Below are 18407 nucleotides of genomic sequence, written 5' to 3' on the forward strand. Positions count from 1 at the left end.
CAAAGGAGTGAAATTAATATGAAGTCAAATTGTAATTCCTTTATTGTGGGAGATGCTAATAAGTGCGTCGGTTGTAAGGCTTGTGAAATAGCTTGCTTTAAGGCTCATAATGAAGCAGTCACTGTTGGAAATATAGAAACACCAATAATTTCTAGAATACATGTTATTAAAGAGAAGGATTTTACAGTTCCAGTTCAATGTAGACATTGTGAAAATGCACCTTGCGCAAAGGTCTGTCCTATAAATGCAATTAAAAATGAGGATAATGCAATAATAATTGATGAAGAAATTTGTATAGGCTGTAAAGCATGTGCAGTAGCTTGTCCGTTTGGAGCTATTGAAATGGCAACTAAATATAAGGCTGGAAAAGCAGTCATGCAAAATGTGCAGAAGGAATTATTTGAAGAAGTCCTAGAAGAGAAAGAAACAAAGGTTGCATATAAATGCGATTTATGCAAAGAACAAGATGAACCAGCTTGTGTAAAAGCATGTCCTAAAGATGCTCTTAAATTATTCGACGTCATAGAAGAAAAAAGAATAAGAAACATAAGAGCGGTAAGTAACTTAAACTTATAAGAGAGAGGAATTTAATTTATGGATATTGGTTTAGTTAATATTGATAAAGAGTTATGTACTGGGTGTCAGCAATGTGTTGAAGTCTGTCCTGTAAATGCAATAGAAGGTAAAGTAGGACAACCTCAAAGCATTGATTATGATGTTTGTGTTTCTTGTGGACAATGTATACAGGTATGTAATTCTTATGCGTTTGAAAATAGAGAAAACAGTCATTTAATAGAAGAGAAAAGAAGAGATAGAGGTTTACTTGAAAGTGTAAAGGAGCCAGTGTTTGCAGCCTTTAATAAAGGAAATGCAACTAAGGTGAAAGAGGCTTTATATAATGAAGAATTATTTACTATAGTTCAGTGTGCACCAGCCGTAAGGGTCTCTTTAGGTGAAGAATTTGGACTTGAGCCTGGTAGTTTAACAGCTGGTAAAATGGCGGCAGCACTACGAATGTTAGGTTTTAATAGGGTTTATGATACTAACTTTGGTGCAGATTTAACCATAATGGAAGAAGGCAGCGAGCTTATAAAAAGGGTAACAGAAGGTGGGAAATTACCAATGTTTACTTCTTGTTGTCCTGCCTGGGTGAAGTTTATGGAACAAAGTTATCCAGAGCTTTTAAATCATCTTTCAAGCTGTAAATCACCACAACAAATGGCTGGAACAATTTTTAAAACTTATGGTGCTAAAATAGACAAGGTTGATCCTAAGAAAATATATAATGTAGCTATAATGCCATGTACTTGCAAGCAGTTTGAATGTGATAGAGAAGAAATGCAAGATAGTGGCTTTAAGGATGTAGACATAGTTATTACTACAAGGGAATTTGCTCAGCTTATAAGAGATAAGGGCATAGATTTTACAAATTTAAAGGATGAAGAGTTCGATTTGCCACTGGGAAGTTACACTGGGGCAGGTAATATTTTTGGAGTAACTGGTGGTGTAATGGAAGCGGCACTTAGAAGCGGCTATGAGATGCTTACAAAGAAATCTATTCCTAATTTAGAACTTAATTTTGTACGGGGCAGTGAAGGCATTAGGGTTGCAGAAGTGAAATTGCCAAAGATAACACTAAAGGTAGCGGTGGTTTCAGGTTTGAAAAATGTAGTTCAAATACTTGAAGATATAAAAGAAGGAAAGTGTGATTTTGATTTTATTGAAGTTATGACTTGCCCAGAAGGTTGTGTAAGCGGCGGTGGACAACCTAAGTTTATATTAGATATAGATAGAAAAAATGCCTTAGTAAGCAGAAAAAAAGGTATCTATAAACATGATTCTGAACTTGAAATAAGGAAGTCTCATGATAATCCTTTTATAAAAAAATTATATGAAGAGTTTTTAATAGAACCTCTTGGTGAAAAATCTCATCATCTACTACATACAAAGTTTGTTTCGAGAAAGAAGGAGGAAATATAAATGAATAATTTTGTTATAGCAAATCCCAAAAGATGTATAGGATGCAGAACTTGTGAGGCTGCATGTGTTGTTGCACATTCTGAAGAAAACATACTTGTACAAAGTAAGGATAAGGTTAATTTTAATCCTCGCTTAAAAGTTATTAAAACAGCAGATGTAAGTGCTCCGATTCAATGCAGGCATTGTGAAAATGCTCCGTGTGCTAATGCATGTCCAAATGGTTCAATAATAAATAAAGACGGGGTAGTGTTAATAAATAAAGATACATGCATAGGCTGTAAATCTTGCGCAATAGTTTGTCCTTTTGGGGCTATTGATATAATAGTTGAACATAAAGCTGGAGAGAAAGTTATTCAAAAAGGTTTAATGTGTGATAAAGACGGAAAGCTAGAATATAAAGAAAGATTAGTTGCAAACAAATGTGATTTATGTATAGATAGGGAAAATGGTCCTGCTTGCGTAGAGGTATGTCCTACAGAAGCATTAAGATTAGTTGAATCTAAAATTATAGATAAAGACATTTCAGAAAAGAGAAAAAATGCTGCAGCTAATTTAGTAAATATATTATAAGTGTATGAATGTAGAAGTTTTTAAAACAGCAGTAATACTTGCAGGTGGAAAAAGTTCACGAATGGGCTTTGATAAGCAGCTCTTAATAATTAACGAAGTGAGAATTATGGAAAAGTTAATTCATGAACTAAGTAAAGAATTTGAAGATATAATTGTTGTCACAAATAAGCCAGAAGAATATAAAACTGCAGAAGACGGAATAAGAATAATCAGCGATGAAATAAAAGAAATTGGTCCCCTATCGGGAATCTATGGTGGGCTTAAAGAAAGTAAGAGCAAATATGTATACTTCATAGCTTGTGATATGCCTAATGTAAACTTAAATTATATTCGTTATATTAAGAAAGTGCTTGCGAATAGTAAAGCCAATGCTTGTGTTGCTAAAAGAGAGGGTAAGGTTGAGCCTTTTAATGCTTTTTATTCTGTAGATATATTGCCCAAAATTGAAAAACTTATAACACTTAACAGAAGATCTATATCTGGATTAATTGATATTATAGAGCCTATTTTTATTGAAGAAAATGTTCTGAAAAGATATGATTATTCTTTTGATATGTTTATAAATCTTAACTCGAAAGAAGATTTAGAAATTTATAATAGAAAGAATAGGCAGGAGGAAAACTATGTTTGATTCGTATGGCAGAAAGATAAATTATTTGAGAATATCAGTTACAGATTTGTGTAATTTAAGATGCAAATATTGTATGCCTGAAAAAGGAATAGATAAGATGTGGCATAAAGAGATTCTAACTTTGGAAGAAATAGAAGCCATTACTGAAAGTTTTGTTGAATTAGGTGTAGATAAAGTCAGGATAACTGGAGGAGAACCTTTAGTAAGAAAAAATATTTTAAAGCTAATTGATGGTATAGGTAAAATAGGCGGAGTTAATGATTTAGCGATGACTACAAATGGAATTCTCTTAAAGGATTATGCTAAAGATTTAAAAAACGCAGGTCTTAATAGACTTAATATAAGCTTGGATACTTTAAATGAAGAAAAATATTCACAGATAACGAAGGTAGGCAAGCTCAAAGATGTACTTCAAGGTATTGAAGCAGCTAAAAAGAGTGGGCTTACTCCAATTAAATTAAATGTAGTTTTAATAAAGGACTTTAATGAAAATGAAATAGAAGACTTTATAAATTTAACAAAATATGAGGATATAGAAATAAGATTTATAGAACTTATGCCAATAGGTACTCTAAAGCATTGGTCATCTAATAAATATATTTCTAATGATACAGTTTTAGAAAAGATGCCAGAATTAATAGAAATAGAATCAGCAGATATTTCTTCTCCAGCAAGATATTATAAACTTCCAAATGCAAAGGGGAAAGTCGGGCTTATTAATCCTATATCATGTAAGTTTTGCGAAAATTGCAATAGAATAAGATTAACAGCAGATGGAAAGCTAAAGTCATGCCTTCACTCAAACGCTGAAGTGGATTTAAAGAAATTGCTTAGAGAAGGTAAAGATATTAAGACAGTAATTACTGATACTATTAAAAGCAAACCCAAAGAACATGAATTGGAGAACGGAAATTATATTAATAGAGAAATGACAGCAATTGGAGGTTGATTTTATGGAATTTACTCATTTTAATGAAAAAGGAAGAGCTCATATGGTAAATGTGAGTGAAAAGGATGAGACAAAGAGAGTTGCTATTGCAAGAGGATCAATTAAAATGAAAAAGGAAACTATAGATTTGATAAAAGATGGCCTTGTTAAAAAAGGTGATGTTTTATCAGTTGCTCAAATTGGCGGAATAATGGGCGTAAAAAAGACCTCGGATTTAATCCCTATGTGCCATAATATTTTTATAACAGGATCTGATATAAATTTTAATATAGGTGAAGAAGAAATAGAGATTGAAGCAACAGTTTCAACGGTTGGGAAAACAGGTGTTGAAATGGAAGCATTAACAGCTGTGACAACTGCAGCTCTTACTATATATGATATGTGCAAGGCTGTTGATAAGGATATGGTAATAGAAAATGTTCGATTAATAAAGAAAACCGGGGGAAAAAGTGGAGAATACATAAGGGAGAATTAAATAAAATTATGGCTAAAGTATTATCAATAAATATTAGTGAAAAAAAAGGTGTTATAAAAACTCCTATAAAAGAAGGCATTTTTATAGAGGAGCATGGTTTAAAAGATGATGCCCATGCTGGAAAATGGCATAGACAGGTAAGCTTACTAGCTCAGGAAAGCATAGATAAAATGATTAAAATGGGGATAAGCGACTTAGATGCTGGGAAATTTGCAGAAAATATAACAACTGAAGGTATTGTTCTTCATGAATTACCTGTCGGGACAAGGCTAAAAATAGGAGAAACAGTTCAGGAAGTGACTCAAATAGGAAAAGAATGCCATAAGGGTTGTGCTATAAAAAATCAAGTTGGCACATGCATTATGCCAACAGAAGGAATCTTCACAAGAATAATAAAAGGTGGAGTGATTATAGAAGGCGATTCTATAGAAATTTTATAGTGGCATACCAACTGCAGAAGTATTTATACCAGTTTGTTAAAAAAGATATTGACAAATTTTGATGAGAAATATAAAATAAATTTAAATTAGAATACAGTAAAGCTTTGAAGAGAAAGAGTAAAATTAACAGAGTTTTAAAGAGAGTTCCCGGATGGTGAGAGGGGCAAAACAAGCTGATTTGAATACATCTCTGAGCAGCACTCCGAAAGATAACAACCAGTAGGCAGATGTCGTTAGTTGCACACGTTATAGTGCTAGAGTATAACCAATAATTTTTGGCGTACTTGAAGAGGTTGTTATTGTGAGGTAACAATAAATTAAGGTGGTAACACGTAAGTAATGCTTTCGTCCTTTTATAAGGATGAGAGCTTTTTTGTTTTGTATCAAAACAATACTTACCAGGACATCAGTATTCTATTTTATCTATATAATTATTAAGGCGCCAATAATTATATAGTTTAATATAAGGAAAATGCAAAAAAATAACCATGGCATTTTGAAATTGTTATTTTCTTTCATTTGCCTAAGAATTAATGTTGAAACAAAAAATCATAAAATATAAATAGAAGCTAGGAGGATAAATTAAAATGATTAATATAGATGAACAGGTACAAATTATAATGAAAGGTGTAGATGAAATAATAGGATTAGATTCCTTAAAGGAAAAGTTAATAAAATCTAATGAAAATAATAAACCTTTAATTGTTAAACTGGGATTAGATCCGAGTGCACCGGATATACATTTAGGACATACAGTCGTGCTTAGAAAAATGAAACAACTACAAGATTTAGGACATAAGGTAATTATAATTATAGGAGATTTTACAGGAAAAATAGGTGATCCAACGGGTAAAGCCAAGGGGAGAAAAGCACTTACTACAGAGCAGGTTTTAGAAAATGCTAAAACCTATGAAGAGCAAATATTTAAAGTGTTAGATAAAGATAAAACGGAAGTGAGATTTAATAGTGAATGGTTATCTAAATTAACTTTTGAGGAAACAATTAAGCTCGCGGCTACAATGACTGTAGCAAGAATGCTGGAAAGAGAAGAATTTAAAAAGAGATATGAAAATCAAGTCCCAATTTCCGTTCATGAATTCTTTTACCCTTTGATGCAAGGGTTTGATTCAGTTTCAATAAATGCTGATATAGAGCTTGGTGGAACCGATCAAAGGTTTAATGTCCTTATGGGTAGAATGCTTCAAAAAGAATATGGTCAAGAACCACAAGCCACAATATTCATGCCATTACTTGAAGGGCTTGATGGAAAAGAAAAAATGAGCAAAAGTCTTGGAAATTATATTGGAATAGATGAAAAAGCTGAAGTTATGTATGAAAAAGCAATGACAATACCTGATGAATTAATAGTAAAATACTTTAATTTAGTTACAGACATTCACCCGGATGATATTAAAGAGTTAGAAAATGATTTGAAAGATGAAAAAGTAAATCCAAGAGATATAAAAATGAAATTGGCAAAAGAAATTGTTAGACTGTATCATGGAGAAAATGAAGCTGAAAAAGCTGAAGAAAGATTTAAAACAGTATTTCAAAAAGGTCAAATGCCTAAAGATATAGAGACTATTATCATTGAAGGGGAAAATTTTGATATTGGAGAAATTTTAGTACTAAATGGATTTGTAAAAAGTAAAAATGAATTAAGAAGGTTAGTTTCCCAAGGTGGAATCAAGATAAATAATGTTAAAGTAGATAATTTTGAGGATATAAAAATGGAAAATGAAATAGTAATTCAGATTGGAAAGAAGAAATTTGTACGATTAAAATAAACTAGGTAATCTACTTTTAAATCATATAGTATTTGTTTGCGCAGCAAAGTCACAAAAAAAGAAAGCTTATCAATAATAGATGATTTAGTTCCGATTTTTACAATTTTTGTTTATATAGATGGAGTAATATAATACTCAAGAAAGGCAAAGAGGTCTAGCTTCAATGAAGAAGTTAGACCTTTTTTTATAAAATATAATTATTTTTTAGGAGGTAAAGGTAACATGAGCGAAACAAAAATTGATTTTTTATATTTAAATGAAGAAGACATGATTAAAGCTGGAGTTAAAGAAATGGCTGGATGCGTAGAAGCCATGGAAGAAATGTTCAAGTTATTAAAAATGGGAGATTATCGTATGGGTGGTCCTAATGGAAATTCACACGGAGTTATGATGGTTTTCCCTGAAGAATCACCATTTCCTAATATGCCTAAAGATGGTCCAGACAGAAGATTTATGGCAATGCCTGCCTACTTAGGTGGTAAGTTCGATATGGCTGGGATGAAGTGGTATGGATCAAACGTAGAAAATAGAACTAAAGGACTTCCAAGATCAATACTTATGCTTACCTTAAATGATAAGGATACAGGAGCTCCTATTGCATATATGTCAGCGAATATCTTAAGTGCTTATAGAACAGGTGCAGTTCCTGGTGTTGGTGTGAAATATTTTGCTAAAGAAGATTCAAAGGTTGTCGGAATTATTGGACCAGGGGTTATGAGTAAAACAGCATTTGCAGCGACTATGGCTGTTAGATCGGAAATTGAAACTGTAAAAATTAAAGGAAGAAGTAAAAAATCAATTGATGGATTTATAAAGTATCTTAATGAAGATTATCCACAAATTAAAGATATCATTGTTGTGGACACAATAGAAGATGCTGTTAGAGATTGTGATATTGTACATATTGCAACATCAAGTCCAACGGGTGATATAAATGAATATCCATATATAAATGAAGAATGGATTAAGCCGGGTGCAGTACTCTGTTGTCCAGCAGCAGCAAGATTTGATGATGATTTTATTTTAAATAGAGCAAGAACTGTTACAGATAATATTCAATTATATGAAGCTTGGGAAGAAGAAATGGAATTTCCAGCATATAATTCTATTCCAATTCCAGCAGTACACTGTATGGACTTAATTGAAGAAGGCAAAATGAGTAAAGACAAAATTGATGATTTAGGAGATGTATTAATTGGTAAAGTGCCAGTACATCGTAAGGAAGATGAAATTGTTATTTATTCAGTTGGTGGTATGCCAGTAGAAGATGTTGCATGGGGGACTATAGTTTATAGAAATGCTATTGAAAAAGGAATAGGGACTAAGCTAAATCTTTGGGATGAGCCACAATTAGCTTAAGTTTAATTATTACAGTTGAAAGGAGATCTTTATATGAGAATTGAAAAGCATCCAATTTTAGGTGAGCTTAATAAAGGACGTTTAGTGAATTTTGAATTTGATGGGAAAGCGTTTGAAGGATATGAAGGAGAACCAATAGCAGCAGCACTAAGAGCTGCGGGTGTACTAGTTCATAGACATACTAAGAAAGGATCACCAAGAGGCATATTCTGTGCTATTGGTAGATGTACAGACTGCGTAATGGTAGTTGATGGTAAGCCAAATGTAAGAACTTGCGTAACACCTCTTGTAGAAGGGATGAAGGTTCAAACACAATATGGTGTTTCAGCCCAAAAAGAAGCATAAAATTTTTATGAAAGGATAGGTATTCGTATGAAAAGATATGATTGTATTGTTGTTGGAGCAGGGCCAGCGGGTCTGTCAGCAGCTATAGAAGCAGCAAAAAGAGGACTAAAGGTTGTTGTATTTGATGAAAATTTTAAGCCTGGTGGACAACTATTTAAGCAAATACACAAGTTCTTTGGATCAAAAGAGCATAGAGCAAAAATTAGAGGCTTTAAAATAGGTGAGGAGCTTTTACAGGAAGCAAATGATGCAGGAGTAGAAGTTGTTTTAAATGCTATAGTTATTGGTCTTTATTTAGATAAAGAAGTTACTGTAAAAATAGATGATGAAGTTATTCATTATAAGGGCGATGCAGTAATAATTGCAACAGGTGCATCTGAAAATATGGTTACCTTCGATGGATGGACACTTCCAGGAGTAATTGGTGCAGGTGCAGCCCAAACTATGATGAATCTTCACGGAGTACAACCAGGAAAGAAAATTCTTATGCTTGGCAGCGGAAATGTTGGAGTAGTTGTAGGATATCAACTTATACAATCAGGCTGTGAAGTGGTTGCAATAGTCGATGCGGCACCTAGAATCGGAGGATATGGTGTTCACGCTGCAAAGGTAGCTAGATGCGGAGTTCCTTTCTATTTGTCTCATACAATTATTAAAGCGGAAGGTGAGGAATGTGTAACAGGAGTTACTATTGGTGAAGTTGATGGTAATTGGAAGATAATACCTGGAACAGAAAAGCATTTTGATGTGGATACTATATGCCTTGCAGTAGGACTTTCTCCTATGTCCCAGCTTACTAAAATGGCTGGCTGCATTATGGAGGAGAATCCTAAAAAGGGTGGCTATGTTCCTGTTTGCGATGAATATGGTGAGACTTCAATTAAAGGAATATTTGCAGCAGGTGATGTTTCAGGAATTGAAGAAGCAAGTTCGGCCATGATAGAAGGAAGAATTGCAGGGGTAGCAGCCTCTTATAGATTAGGATTTATTGAGAAAAAAGAATTAGAAGAAAAGGCAGAGGAATTGGAAAAGGCATTATCTAGTTTAAGACAAGGTATGTTTGGTCCAGAAAATAAAGGAAAAGATATTGATAAGACAGATGAAGGCTTTGAGGTCTCAAAGAATCTTCTTAAGAAAGGATATTTAACTGATGAAGAAGTTATAAAATATCCAGGGGTTAAGTCTATGAAGGGAGTACATCCAGTTATAGAATGTTCACAAAATATTCCTTGTAATCCATGTCAAGATGCGTGCCATAAAAACTGTATTAAGATTGGAGTAAATATTACCTCTCTTCCAGTTGTTGATGAAGAATCAACATGTATTGGTTGTGGAATGTGTGTTGCATCTTGTTCTGGACAATCAATTTTCCTTGTGAATGAAGATTTTGAAGAAGGTTATACTTCAGTAACACTTCCTTATGAATTTTTACCGCTACCAGAAAAAGGTGCAAAAGGCATTGGTTTAGATAGAAGTGGAAAAGAAGCATGTGAAGTGGAAGTAGTAGGTGTTAAATCTGTTAAAGCTTTTGATCACACAAACTTATTAACAATAAAGGTTCCTAGTGAAATGGGAATGAAAGTAAGATTCTTTAAGCAGGCATAGGAGGTAAGATTATGAGTAAAGTAAATGATAGATCAAGAGATATAGGTGAATTTATTTCGCAGCCTGATGATGATATGATAATCTGCCGCTGTGAAGAAATTACAAAGGGTGAAATACGAAAAGCAGTACATGATGGTATGTTTACCATAACTGAAATTAGAAGATATTTAAGAACAGGTATGGGCCTTTGTCAGGGACAAACCTGCGGTAAATTGGTTAAGGGGATTGTGGCAAGAGAGCTTAAAATATCACCTTTAGAATTAGAGCCAGCAGTATCGCGTGCACCTATGAGACCTATAGAAATGGAAGTCTTCGGAAATGAACAAGTAGGAGGTAAATAGCATGAAAAATAGTGCAGATGTAATAATCATTGGAAGTGGTGTAATTGGAAATGCAGCAGCATACTACTTATCAAAAAAAGGCCATTCTGTTATTGTCCTCGATAAAGGTGACAGTATTGGAGATGGAGGCTCAACAAGAAATGGCGGAGGAGTTCGTCAATCAGGGCGTGATAAGAGAGAACTTCCACTTGCTATGTATGGTATAAAAAATCTTTGGCCTAATCTTTCAGAAGAATTAGGAGTCGATGTAGAATATTATCAAGAAGGTAATTTAAGATTAGGCAAAACAGTAGAGCATATGAAGATATTAACTAATCTTGCAAAGAATGCTCAGGATTGTGGGCTTGAGGTGAACATAATCTCTGGAGATGAAGTAAGAGAAATTAATCCATATCTTTCAGAGGAAGTTATAGGTGCAAGCTGGTGTCCTACTGATGGACACGCTAATCCTTTGACTACAACTTTAGGTTTTTATCATAAAGCAAGAGAATTAGGTGCTCGTTTTATCACAGGAGAAGAAGTTATTGAAATTAGAAAAATAAAAGGAAAAGCTAGGCAGGTAGTAACTAAGGATAATGTATATGAAGGAAATCATATAATTCTTGCAGCAGGCTATGAAAGCCGAAAAATAGCTGCTACAGTTGGGATAGATATTCCAATGAATCAAGTTCTGCTAGAAGTTCTTGTTACAGAAGCTCAAAAGCCAATGTTCTACCAAATGCTTGGTACTGCTGAAGCGGATTTTTATGGGCATCAAAGTAAACACGGTTCCTTTGTATTTGGTGGTGCATCAGGTTATGAAGCGCTTAATAAGGATAATGGAACACCAACTACAGCAAGTATTACAGCTTCATGTATATGTAGAGGAATAATGAAGTATTTTCCAGATTTAAAAGATGCCAAGATAGTTCGTACTTGGGCAGGCTGGATAGATGATTGTAAAGATCATGTACCTGTGATAAGTCAGGTAGAAGAAGCTCCTGGACTTATACTTGCCTGTGCATTTTGTGGACACGGATTTGGAATCTCTCCAACAGTAGGTATGCTATTATCAGAAATGGTAGAAGGAAATGGAACTACTCTTGATATAAGTGCCTTCCGTTATGATAGGTTTAAAGCTAAGATTTAGATATTAAATAGTCAAAGATTAATTTATAAAATATAAGTTTAATTTTTTTATTATGAGATTTTTTATAAATAATATCAAAGAAGGAGAATTAATATGGATTTAACGAGAACAAATTATTCATCAGGTGCTCCATTGGAAGAAAAAACAGGATATTCTAGAATGGTAAAGGTAGGTCCATTTGTTTATATCGGAGGTACTACTTCTGTACAACCAGATGGCACAGTCTATGGTGAGGGTAGTGCTTATGAGCAGACAAAATATATTTTAGAAAAGCTAGTGAAATTGTTAGAGAAATCGGGTTCTAAAAAAGAAGAAGTTATTAGAATAAAAGGCTATACAACTGATATGAAGTATGGAGCTGAAATTGCAAGAGCTTATTCAGAGATTTTTCATGATATCAAACCGCTTTTTACAATGGTTGGTACTACTATGCTTAATAGGCCTTCTCAGTTAATTGAAATAGAAATGGATGCAGTAATTATAACTAATGAACAATAAAAGAGCTTAGGAATACGAAAGAAAATACCAAGTCCAAATGGCCAAGGAGATCGACTTGGCTATTTTTTTACAATAATTTATTTGATGAATATATATATGCCATGATTAACAATTGATAAATACAACTTAAATCATTACAGAATTTTTCAAAATGTAGAATAATATATAGAATTAAGAATAAATTTATTCCTACATAACCATGAAAAATGTATTCTCAATGTAAAATAAATAATGTATAGTTGATATAAATATCTGTTTTTTGAAATTTATTAGATATATGTTAAGTAATTGATAATTATTAATGGTATTCTTTGAAGAATTTTCAAAAATGTTTAATGGTAGATGAAAGTTAATAAGAATTTATATATGTGAGTTTCGATTAAATTTATACTTTTTAAAAGATAATTTTACAAATTCAAGGAAGTTTAATTTATGTGATAAAAGAAGTGGAGTGGAGTAAATATGGTGGGAGAAACAAAAGGAAATATTATTAGGCCTAAGCAGCCATACTTTGTAATGACTACATCTCATTATTATAAGGCAGTTATAATGAATTATGGAATTTCTCATTTCTACTGCTTCCAAAAAGAAGATATTATAGAAAGACCTTTTATTGCAGTACCAGATGGATGTATTGACATCTTATTCTGTTGTGATGATAAGGCTCCATATGCACATATATGTGGAACAGTTCTTCGTCCAACATTAACCCATAATAGTGAAAATAAATATTTCTTTGGAGTAAGATTTTTACCAGGAAGTCCATTTGAATTTAAAAATATCACCATGTCAGATTTGGTAGAACAGGAAATTCCATTTTTAGAAGTGATAAAAGATAATGAATTGTTTGAAAAAATTACTTCAAGCAGAGATTTTAACTATCAGATACAGGTGTTTTTAGAAAGATATATAAAGCTTTATGCTAATTTTAATGAAATAAATAAATACAAAGATCTAAAGAAATATATGATAAATAACATTATGCAGACAGCAGGAAAAATTAAAATTAATGAACTTGCAGAGGCAACAGGATATTCAGTTAGATATATAAATAAGACATTTTCTAAAGAGTTTGGATTATCTCCAAAAGTATTCTGTAAACTTATGAGATTTCAATATTTATTAAGTACTTTAAATGAGTTAGATAAAGAAATGTTTGAGTCTAATTTAGCACAGATCTCTATGGATTTAGGTTATTATGATCAGTCCCACATGATTAAGGATTTTCACGAATTTACAAATACAACGCCTAAGATGTATATGAAGTCATTAAAAGAAATCGAATATAAAAAACGGATAATTATTATATGATGAATAAAATGCAAAAGGAATACTCAAAGCAATAGATGCTTTGAGTATTCCTTTTTTATAAGTAAGTTGCAGCTACTTTATTTTTGAATGTGCTTAACTTAATTCTAACTGTGGAACAGGATTTCTAAAGAATTTTGTGACACCTGCTAAGTATAAGCAGCCAGCTAACAGCCAAATTGCTCCGATTAAATGTGCATTTGCATCTAGATTAATAAAGATCCAGACTGTTACTGCTAAGCCAATCACAGGACATATTCCATAATTTATTATTTTCTTTTGTAAGCTGATTGGTTCATCATTCTTTAGTAAAAATCTGCTGATTACTGCAATATTTAATAGGATAAAGCCTAGTAAAGCACCAAAACTTACGATTGAAGTAATAAAGTTAAGAGAACAAAACAGTGAAATTGGTGTTATAATAATTCCTACTAATACAGTAGCAACTACGGGACTTTGTGTTTTTTTGCTGACATATGCAAGCTGCTTTGGTAACACTCCATCTCGTCCCATTGCAAAAAGTACTCTTGCAACCGCAACTTGTGAAGCCTGCGTTGTTGCTATTCCAAAGGAAACTATCAATGTAATTGTTGTTAAGATATTAAGCCATGTCCCACCTACAAAGGTAACAACATCTGTGAAAGCCGTATCAGGATTTAAGTCTTGATAATTCGGATAAGCCATTCCTGCAAAAAAAGTAGTTGCAATAAATATTAGTCCAATAATCAAAATCGAAAGTATAATTGCTTTTCCTACAGATTTTTCTGGATTAATAGTTTCTTCTGCCAATGTACTAATAGCATCGTATCCTAAATAGCTAAGAATAACAATACCTGTTGCTTTAAGGATACTAGATAGGTCAAACTGATCAGGATTATAAAATGAAATCATATTAAAATGAATTGTTCCATTAAGTAAAAGTCTTATAGTACATCCTATAAAGGCTATGATCACAATAATTTGCAATGTAAAGAGTATCCAGCTGCATTTAGACATCAAATCTACGCCTAAAACATTAATTACTGTACTAAAGACGATAAATATTAGTATCCATATCCAAGCAGGAACAGAAGGTATAAGTGCATTACCATAAATACTTCCAATAATAACAACAGTTGCTGGCATTAAGAAATAATCTAATAATATAGCCCAGCCAGTTAGAAAACCTAATGCAGGTGATACACCTTTTTGAACATATACATATACAGATCCTGCTGTTGGAAATTTCTGTGCCATTACCCTGTAACTCATCCCAGTAAAAAACATGGCTACCATTCCTATTAAATAACACAATGCAACCATTCCGCCAGAAGGGCCTAAATATACGCCATACATGCCTGCAGGAGCTAGAGGTATCATAAATACCAAACCAAAGATTACTAGATCGCTTGTTTTTAAAGTTCGTTTCAATTTTCCGTGTTCCATAATAAACGCCTCCATTATATTCCAAATTATAAAAGGCAAGGGTATTCTGCTAAGCAGAGCACCCTTGCCCTAAATTCAATAAAAATTACTTTTAAATATATGTTTGTGAGAAGCTTCTTTCTGATATAATAGCAAAATTCATTTTTTAAAGATTGTAAATTTCGGAACAAAAGAATTTTTTATTTATTTTTCAAATTTAGGGTAAGAAAAGGATCTGAAAATAAATTAAAACAGGAAAATAAAAACAAGAAAAGTTGGCTTGAAAATATTTATGTTACTTCAGAAAGCGCTAAAAGTACATAAAATAAGGTCATGGAAAATATAATTGATCATATCCGATACTAGATTGAATGTGTCAGTGATTCTATAAAATTAGTTAAGATAGAGGAGTTTAGTCTGTCTTTATTAATAGCATAATAAATATTTCTCTTTGTAATTAAATTCCCTAGGGAAGGAATTTCACGATAGGTTAAGTTGCCGTCATTAACCTCTTGTTGGATTGCCAGCTTTGATATAAGTGATATATGTCTTCCCTGCAAAACCATATGTTTTATAGATTCTAAAGAATTTAGTTCTATTTTTCTATTAACTTTTATACCAGAATTTTCAAACCATTTTAAAGTTATACTTCTAGTACTGGACTTTTCACCATGAACGATAAAAGAGTTTTTTTCGATTAATTCTGAACTTATGTGTTCTTCAGATGCTAAAGGGTGTTTAGTTGAGAAAAATATTACCATTTCTTCTTCAAGTAAAGGGTGACTTATTATATTTGGCAGTTCAAAAGGCTCGCATGATATAACTCCAATATCAATTTCATGCTTTTGAAGCATATTGAGTACAAGAGGTGAAGTATTTACCTTTAAAGAAATTGAAAGCTTAGGATTTTTCTCAGTATAATCAAAAAGTATACGTGGTAATAGGTAGGTTGCTGGTATATAGCTAGCACCTATTTTTATGCTTCCATTCTTTAAGTCATATTCTTTAACAACCCTAAAGGATTCTTTTGCCAAGGCGTTAATTTTAGACGCATAGTGATAAAGGGCTTCTCCGGCGTCTGTTAGAATAAGTTTTCCGGATTTAGCTTCAAATAATTTTACTCCAAATTCTTTTTCCATAGCTTTTAAATGAAAGGTAATAGTTGGTTGTTTAAGCTTTAATGCTTCAGCTACAGCTGTTATTTTTTTGTGCTTATAAAGTTCCTCTAATATTTCAAATTTAATAAGATTTATGTTCATGGGTTACCTCCTTAGGGATTTCTTAAGAACCTTAAATATAGAGTTTTAGTGAGTATTTAGCCAGTATTTCATTAAAGCAGGCATTATCAAAAAAATAACAAGTTAATCTACCTGCCTATTTTGAATTGTTATTTTCTACTTAAATAATAATATTTATAAATACAGTATAGATAAAATCTATACCATATAATAGTTTTTATAGAAAAAGTTAACTGGATATTTACATGAAGATAACAATGAATTAATTAAAGAAGATTATAGTAAGAAGTAGTTAAATATATAAGGAGATTAGTATGGAGTTAAATATACGAGAAATTGGAAAAAACTTTGGTGACCTTCAGGCCTTAAAGTCAGTATGCCTTAAGGTAAAGAAAGGTAATTTCACTACTTTACTCGGACCTTCGGGTTGTGGAAAAACTACTTTATTAAGAATTATTGCAGGCTTGGAAGAACCAGACAGTGGTGAAATTTACATGGATGATGAATGTCTATTTTCTGATGAGAAGAAGATAAATAAATCTATACACCTAAGGAATTTTGGTATGGTATTTCAGGATTTTGCTCTATGGCCTCATATGACAGTATTTGAAAACATAGCCTTTGGTTTAAAAGCTACAGGTAAGAAAAAAGATTTGAACAAAGCAGTAATGGAAGCATTAGAAATGGTAAGACTTGAGGGAATGGAAAAGAGATTTCCCCATGAGCTTTCTGGAGGACAGCAACAAAGGGTAGCCTTTGCTCGTGCAGCAGTTTTAAAGCCTCAGCTGGTGTTATTTGATGAACCTCTAAGTGCATTAGATGCAATATTAAGAGAAGATATGAGAATAGAGATAACAAATTTAGTTCGTAACATAGGACTTACAGCTATTTACGTAACTCATGATCAAAGCGAAGCATTAGCAATGTCAGATGAAATTGTAGTTATGAATAAAGGAGAAATACTTCAAGTCGGTTCTCCAGAATATATTTATAATTCCCCCTCTGAAGCCTTTGTAGCAAAGTTTATTGGTAAGTCTAATTGGATTTTTCCAGAAAAACAATTAGTAAGACCAGAGAATGTACATTTAAGAGAGATAAAAGAAGAAGATGTAGAAACTTATGAAGGAACAGTTAAAGCAGTAAGTTATGTTGGTGACAGATATGAAATTCTTGTGGATATTATGAGTATAGGAAACTTTATAGTGTATGATTCACAAAAAAAGAATCAAGGTGACAAGCTTAAGATGTTTATTAAGAAAAAGGATATATATTCAATATGTTAGGAGTGTTTTAAATGAAATTAAGAAAAATGCTATCAATATTATTAATAGTATCAATTAGCACAGTGGTTTTAGCAGGGTGTGGAAAAAGTGAAAATACTGTAAGTTCTAATGCTGATAAAACGCAAAAACTAAGTGGCACAGTAGTAGTTTATAGTGCAGGCCCAGATGGATTAGCTAAAAATATTCAGGATGGATTTGAAAAAAAGACTGGAGTGAAAGTTGAATCGTTTCAGAGCACTAATGGAAAGATACTATCAAGATTAGAAGCAGAAAAGGATAATCCAGCAGCGGATGTGGTTGTACTTGCCTCATTATCTTCTGCGCAAGGATTAATGAAGCAGGGGTTAACATTACCTTATAAGGAAGCTAAAAATAGTGATAAATTATTTACTCAATGGTCAGAAAAAGATGGGAATTATTTCTCATATAGCTTATCTGCTCTAGGAATTGCGTATAATACAAAATTAGTTAAAACTCCACCTACAAGTCTAAAAGATTTAACTAAGGAAGAATGGAAGGACAAAGTTAATATACCAGATCCATCACAGTCAGGCTCAGCAGCAGATTTTATTACAGGTTATATAAGTTCAAATGGTGAAGCAGGCTGGAATTTATTTAATGAGTATAAAAATAATGGAGTCCTTATGGCTGGTGCTAATCAAGAAGCACTTGACCCAGTACTTACAGGAGCTAAGAGCATAGTTGTATCAGGCGTAGATTATATGACTTATAGTGCTAAAGCAAAAGGAGAAGCAGTTGATTTAGTGTATCCTAAAGAAGGTACAGTAATAAGTGCAAGACCAGCTCTAATATTAAAATCCAGTAAGAATGTTGAAAATGCAAAAGCATTTGTAGATTATTTATTATCAGATGAAGCACAAAAAATGGTTTCTGATGCTTATTTGCTTCCAGGAAGAACAGATATAAAAATAGAAGGAAGACCAAGTGCCAGTGAAATCCCTACACTAAAAACAGACTCTGAATGGATGTATGAAAACCAAAAAAATACAATAAGTAAATTCACTGGGATATTTAAAAAGTAAATATGCATATGGAGGTGATAAG

At 32.5% G+C, this 18407-nt stretch carries 19 protein-coding genes and 1 other annotated feature; of the genes, 17 read left to right on the forward strand and 2 right to left on the reverse strand.

Annotation, left to right across the window (positions count from 1 at the left end; all coding sequences use genetic code 11):
• Window positions 1-18 precede the first annotated feature (18 nt).
• From CLCHR_RS06185 to CLCHR_RS06255, 15 genes are all read left to right on the forward strand, one after another.
• Complete coding sequence (locus tag CLCHR_RS06185) at window positions 19-576, forward strand: 4Fe-4S dicluster domain-containing protein (RefSeq protein WP_079438831.1); 558 nt, start codon at window positions 19-21, stop codon at window positions 574-576.
• A gap of 18 nt (window positions 577-594) precedes the next feature.
• Complete coding sequence (locus CLCHR_RS06190; protein WP_079438832.1) at window positions 595-1980, forward strand: [FeFe] hydrogenase, group A; 1386 nt, start codon at window positions 595-597, stop codon at window positions 1978-1980.
• Window positions 1981-2550, forward strand: coding sequence for a 4Fe-4S dicluster domain-containing protein (locus CLCHR_RS06195; protein WP_079438833.1), 570 nt, complete (start codon window positions 1981-1983; stop codon window positions 2548-2550).
• Window positions 2551-2554: 4 nt separating this feature from the next.
• Window positions 2555-3181 carry a molybdenum cofactor guanylyltransferase gene (locus CLCHR_RS06200; protein WP_079438834.1) on the forward strand — a complete coding sequence of 209 codons (627 nt, stop codon included), beginning with the start codon at window positions 2555-2557 and terminating at the stop codon, window positions 3179-3181.
• Window positions 3174-4130: a GTP 3',8-cyclase MoaA gene (gene moaA, locus CLCHR_RS06205; protein WP_079438835.1), complete on the forward strand. Its 957-nt coding sequence runs from the start codon at window positions 3174-3176 to the stop codon at window positions 4128-4130. The genes CLCHR_RS06200 and moaA overlap by 8 nt, the downstream gene beginning before the upstream one ends.
• A 4-nt stretch (window positions 4131-4134) precedes the next feature.
• Complete coding sequence (gene moaC, locus CLCHR_RS06210; protein ID WP_079438836.1) at window positions 4135-4605, forward strand: cyclic pyranopterin monophosphate synthase MoaC; 471 nt, start codon at window positions 4135-4137, stop codon at window positions 4603-4605.
• An 8-nt stretch (window positions 4606-4613) separates the two neighbouring features.
• Window positions 4614-5045 carry an MOSC domain-containing protein gene (locus CLCHR_RS06215; RefSeq protein WP_079438837.1) on the forward strand — a complete coding sequence of 144 codons (432 nt, stop codon included), beginning with the start codon at window positions 4614-4616 and terminating at the stop codon, window positions 5043-5045.
• A gap of 95 nt (window positions 5046-5140) precedes the next feature.
• Window positions 5141-5401, forward strand: a binding site (T-box leader).
• 231 nt (window positions 5402-5632) lie between these two features.
• Complete coding sequence (gene tyrS, locus CLCHR_RS06220) at window positions 5633-6832, forward strand: tyrosine--tRNA ligase (RefSeq protein ID WP_079438838.1); 1200 nt, start codon at window positions 5633-5635, stop codon at window positions 6830-6832.
• A 222-nt stretch (window positions 6833-7054) separates the two neighbouring features.
• A complete protein-coding gene (locus tag CLCHR_RS06225) occupies window positions 7055-8191 on the forward strand; it encodes an ornithine cyclodeaminase family protein (protein ID WP_079438839.1) in 1137 nt (378 codons plus the stop codon).
• Between the two features lie 33 nt (window positions 8192-8224).
• Window positions 8225-8536 carry a (2Fe-2S)-binding protein gene (locus CLCHR_RS06230; protein WP_079438840.1) on the forward strand — a complete coding sequence of 104 codons (312 nt, stop codon included), beginning with the start codon at window positions 8225-8227 and terminating at the stop codon, window positions 8534-8536.
• A 27-nt stretch (window positions 8537-8563) separates the two neighbouring features.
• Window positions 8564-10141, forward strand: coding sequence for an FAD-dependent oxidoreductase (locus CLCHR_RS06235; RefSeq protein WP_079438841.1), 1578 nt, complete (start codon window positions 8564-8566; stop codon window positions 10139-10141).
• 11 nt (window positions 10142-10152) lie between these two features.
• Window positions 10153-10482 (forward strand): (2Fe-2S)-binding protein, encoded by a 330-nt coding sequence (locus tag CLCHR_RS06240; RefSeq protein WP_009172312.1) that lies wholly within the window; start codon window positions 10153-10155, stop codon window positions 10480-10482.
• 1 nt (window position 10483) lies between these two features.
• On the forward strand, window positions 10484-11611 hold the full coding sequence (locus tag CLCHR_RS06245) for an NAD(P)/FAD-dependent oxidoreductase (RefSeq protein ID WP_079438842.1): 1128 nt from the start codon (window positions 10484-10486) through the stop codon (window positions 11609-11611).
• Window positions 11612-11704: 93 nt separating this feature from the next.
• Window positions 11705-12109: a Rid family hydrolase gene (locus tag CLCHR_RS06250; protein ID WP_079438843.1), complete on the forward strand. Its 405-nt coding sequence runs from the start codon at window positions 11705-11707 to the stop codon at window positions 12107-12109.
• A 462-nt stretch (window positions 12110-12571) separates the two neighbouring features.
• Window positions 12572-13420, forward strand: coding sequence for a helix-turn-helix domain-containing protein (locus CLCHR_RS06255; protein ID WP_079438844.1), 849 nt, complete (start codon window positions 12572-12574; stop codon window positions 13418-13420).
• Window positions 13421-13513: 93 nt separating this feature from the next.
• Here the strand turns inward: CLCHR_RS06255 and CLCHR_RS06260 are convergent, their stop codons facing one another.
• Both CLCHR_RS06260 and CLCHR_RS06265 read right to left on the reverse strand, forming a co-directional pair.
• The gene (locus CLCHR_RS06260; RefSeq protein ID WP_079438845.1) at window positions 13514-14842 is read right to left on the reverse strand and encodes an APC family permease; all 1329 of its coding nucleotides are present in this window, start codon (window positions 14840-14842) and stop codon (window positions 13514-13516) included.
• Between the two features lie 341 nt (window positions 14843-15183).
• A complete protein-coding gene (locus tag CLCHR_RS06265) occupies window positions 15184-16080 on the reverse strand; it encodes a LysR family transcriptional regulator (RefSeq protein ID WP_079438846.1) in 897 nt (298 codons plus the stop codon).
• Between the two features lie 293 nt (window positions 16081-16373).
• Between CLCHR_RS06265 and CLCHR_RS06270 the strand changes: the two genes are divergently transcribed.
• Entirely contained in the window at window positions 16374-17342 is a 969-nt protein-coding gene (locus tag CLCHR_RS06270) for an ABC transporter ATP-binding protein (protein WP_079438847.1), read from the forward strand.
• Between the two features lie 11 nt (window positions 17343-17353).
• Window positions 17354-18385, forward strand: a complete 1032-nt coding sequence (locus CLCHR_RS06275; RefSeq protein ID WP_079438848.1) for an ABC transporter substrate-binding protein — start codon at window positions 17354-17356, stop codon at window positions 18383-18385.
• The last annotated feature ends 22 nt before the right edge of the window (window positions 18386-18407 follow it).

The organism is Clostridium chromiireducens (assembly GCF_002029255.1).
GTDB lineage: Bacteria > Bacillota > Clostridia > Clostridiales > Clostridiaceae > Clostridium > Clostridium chromiireducens.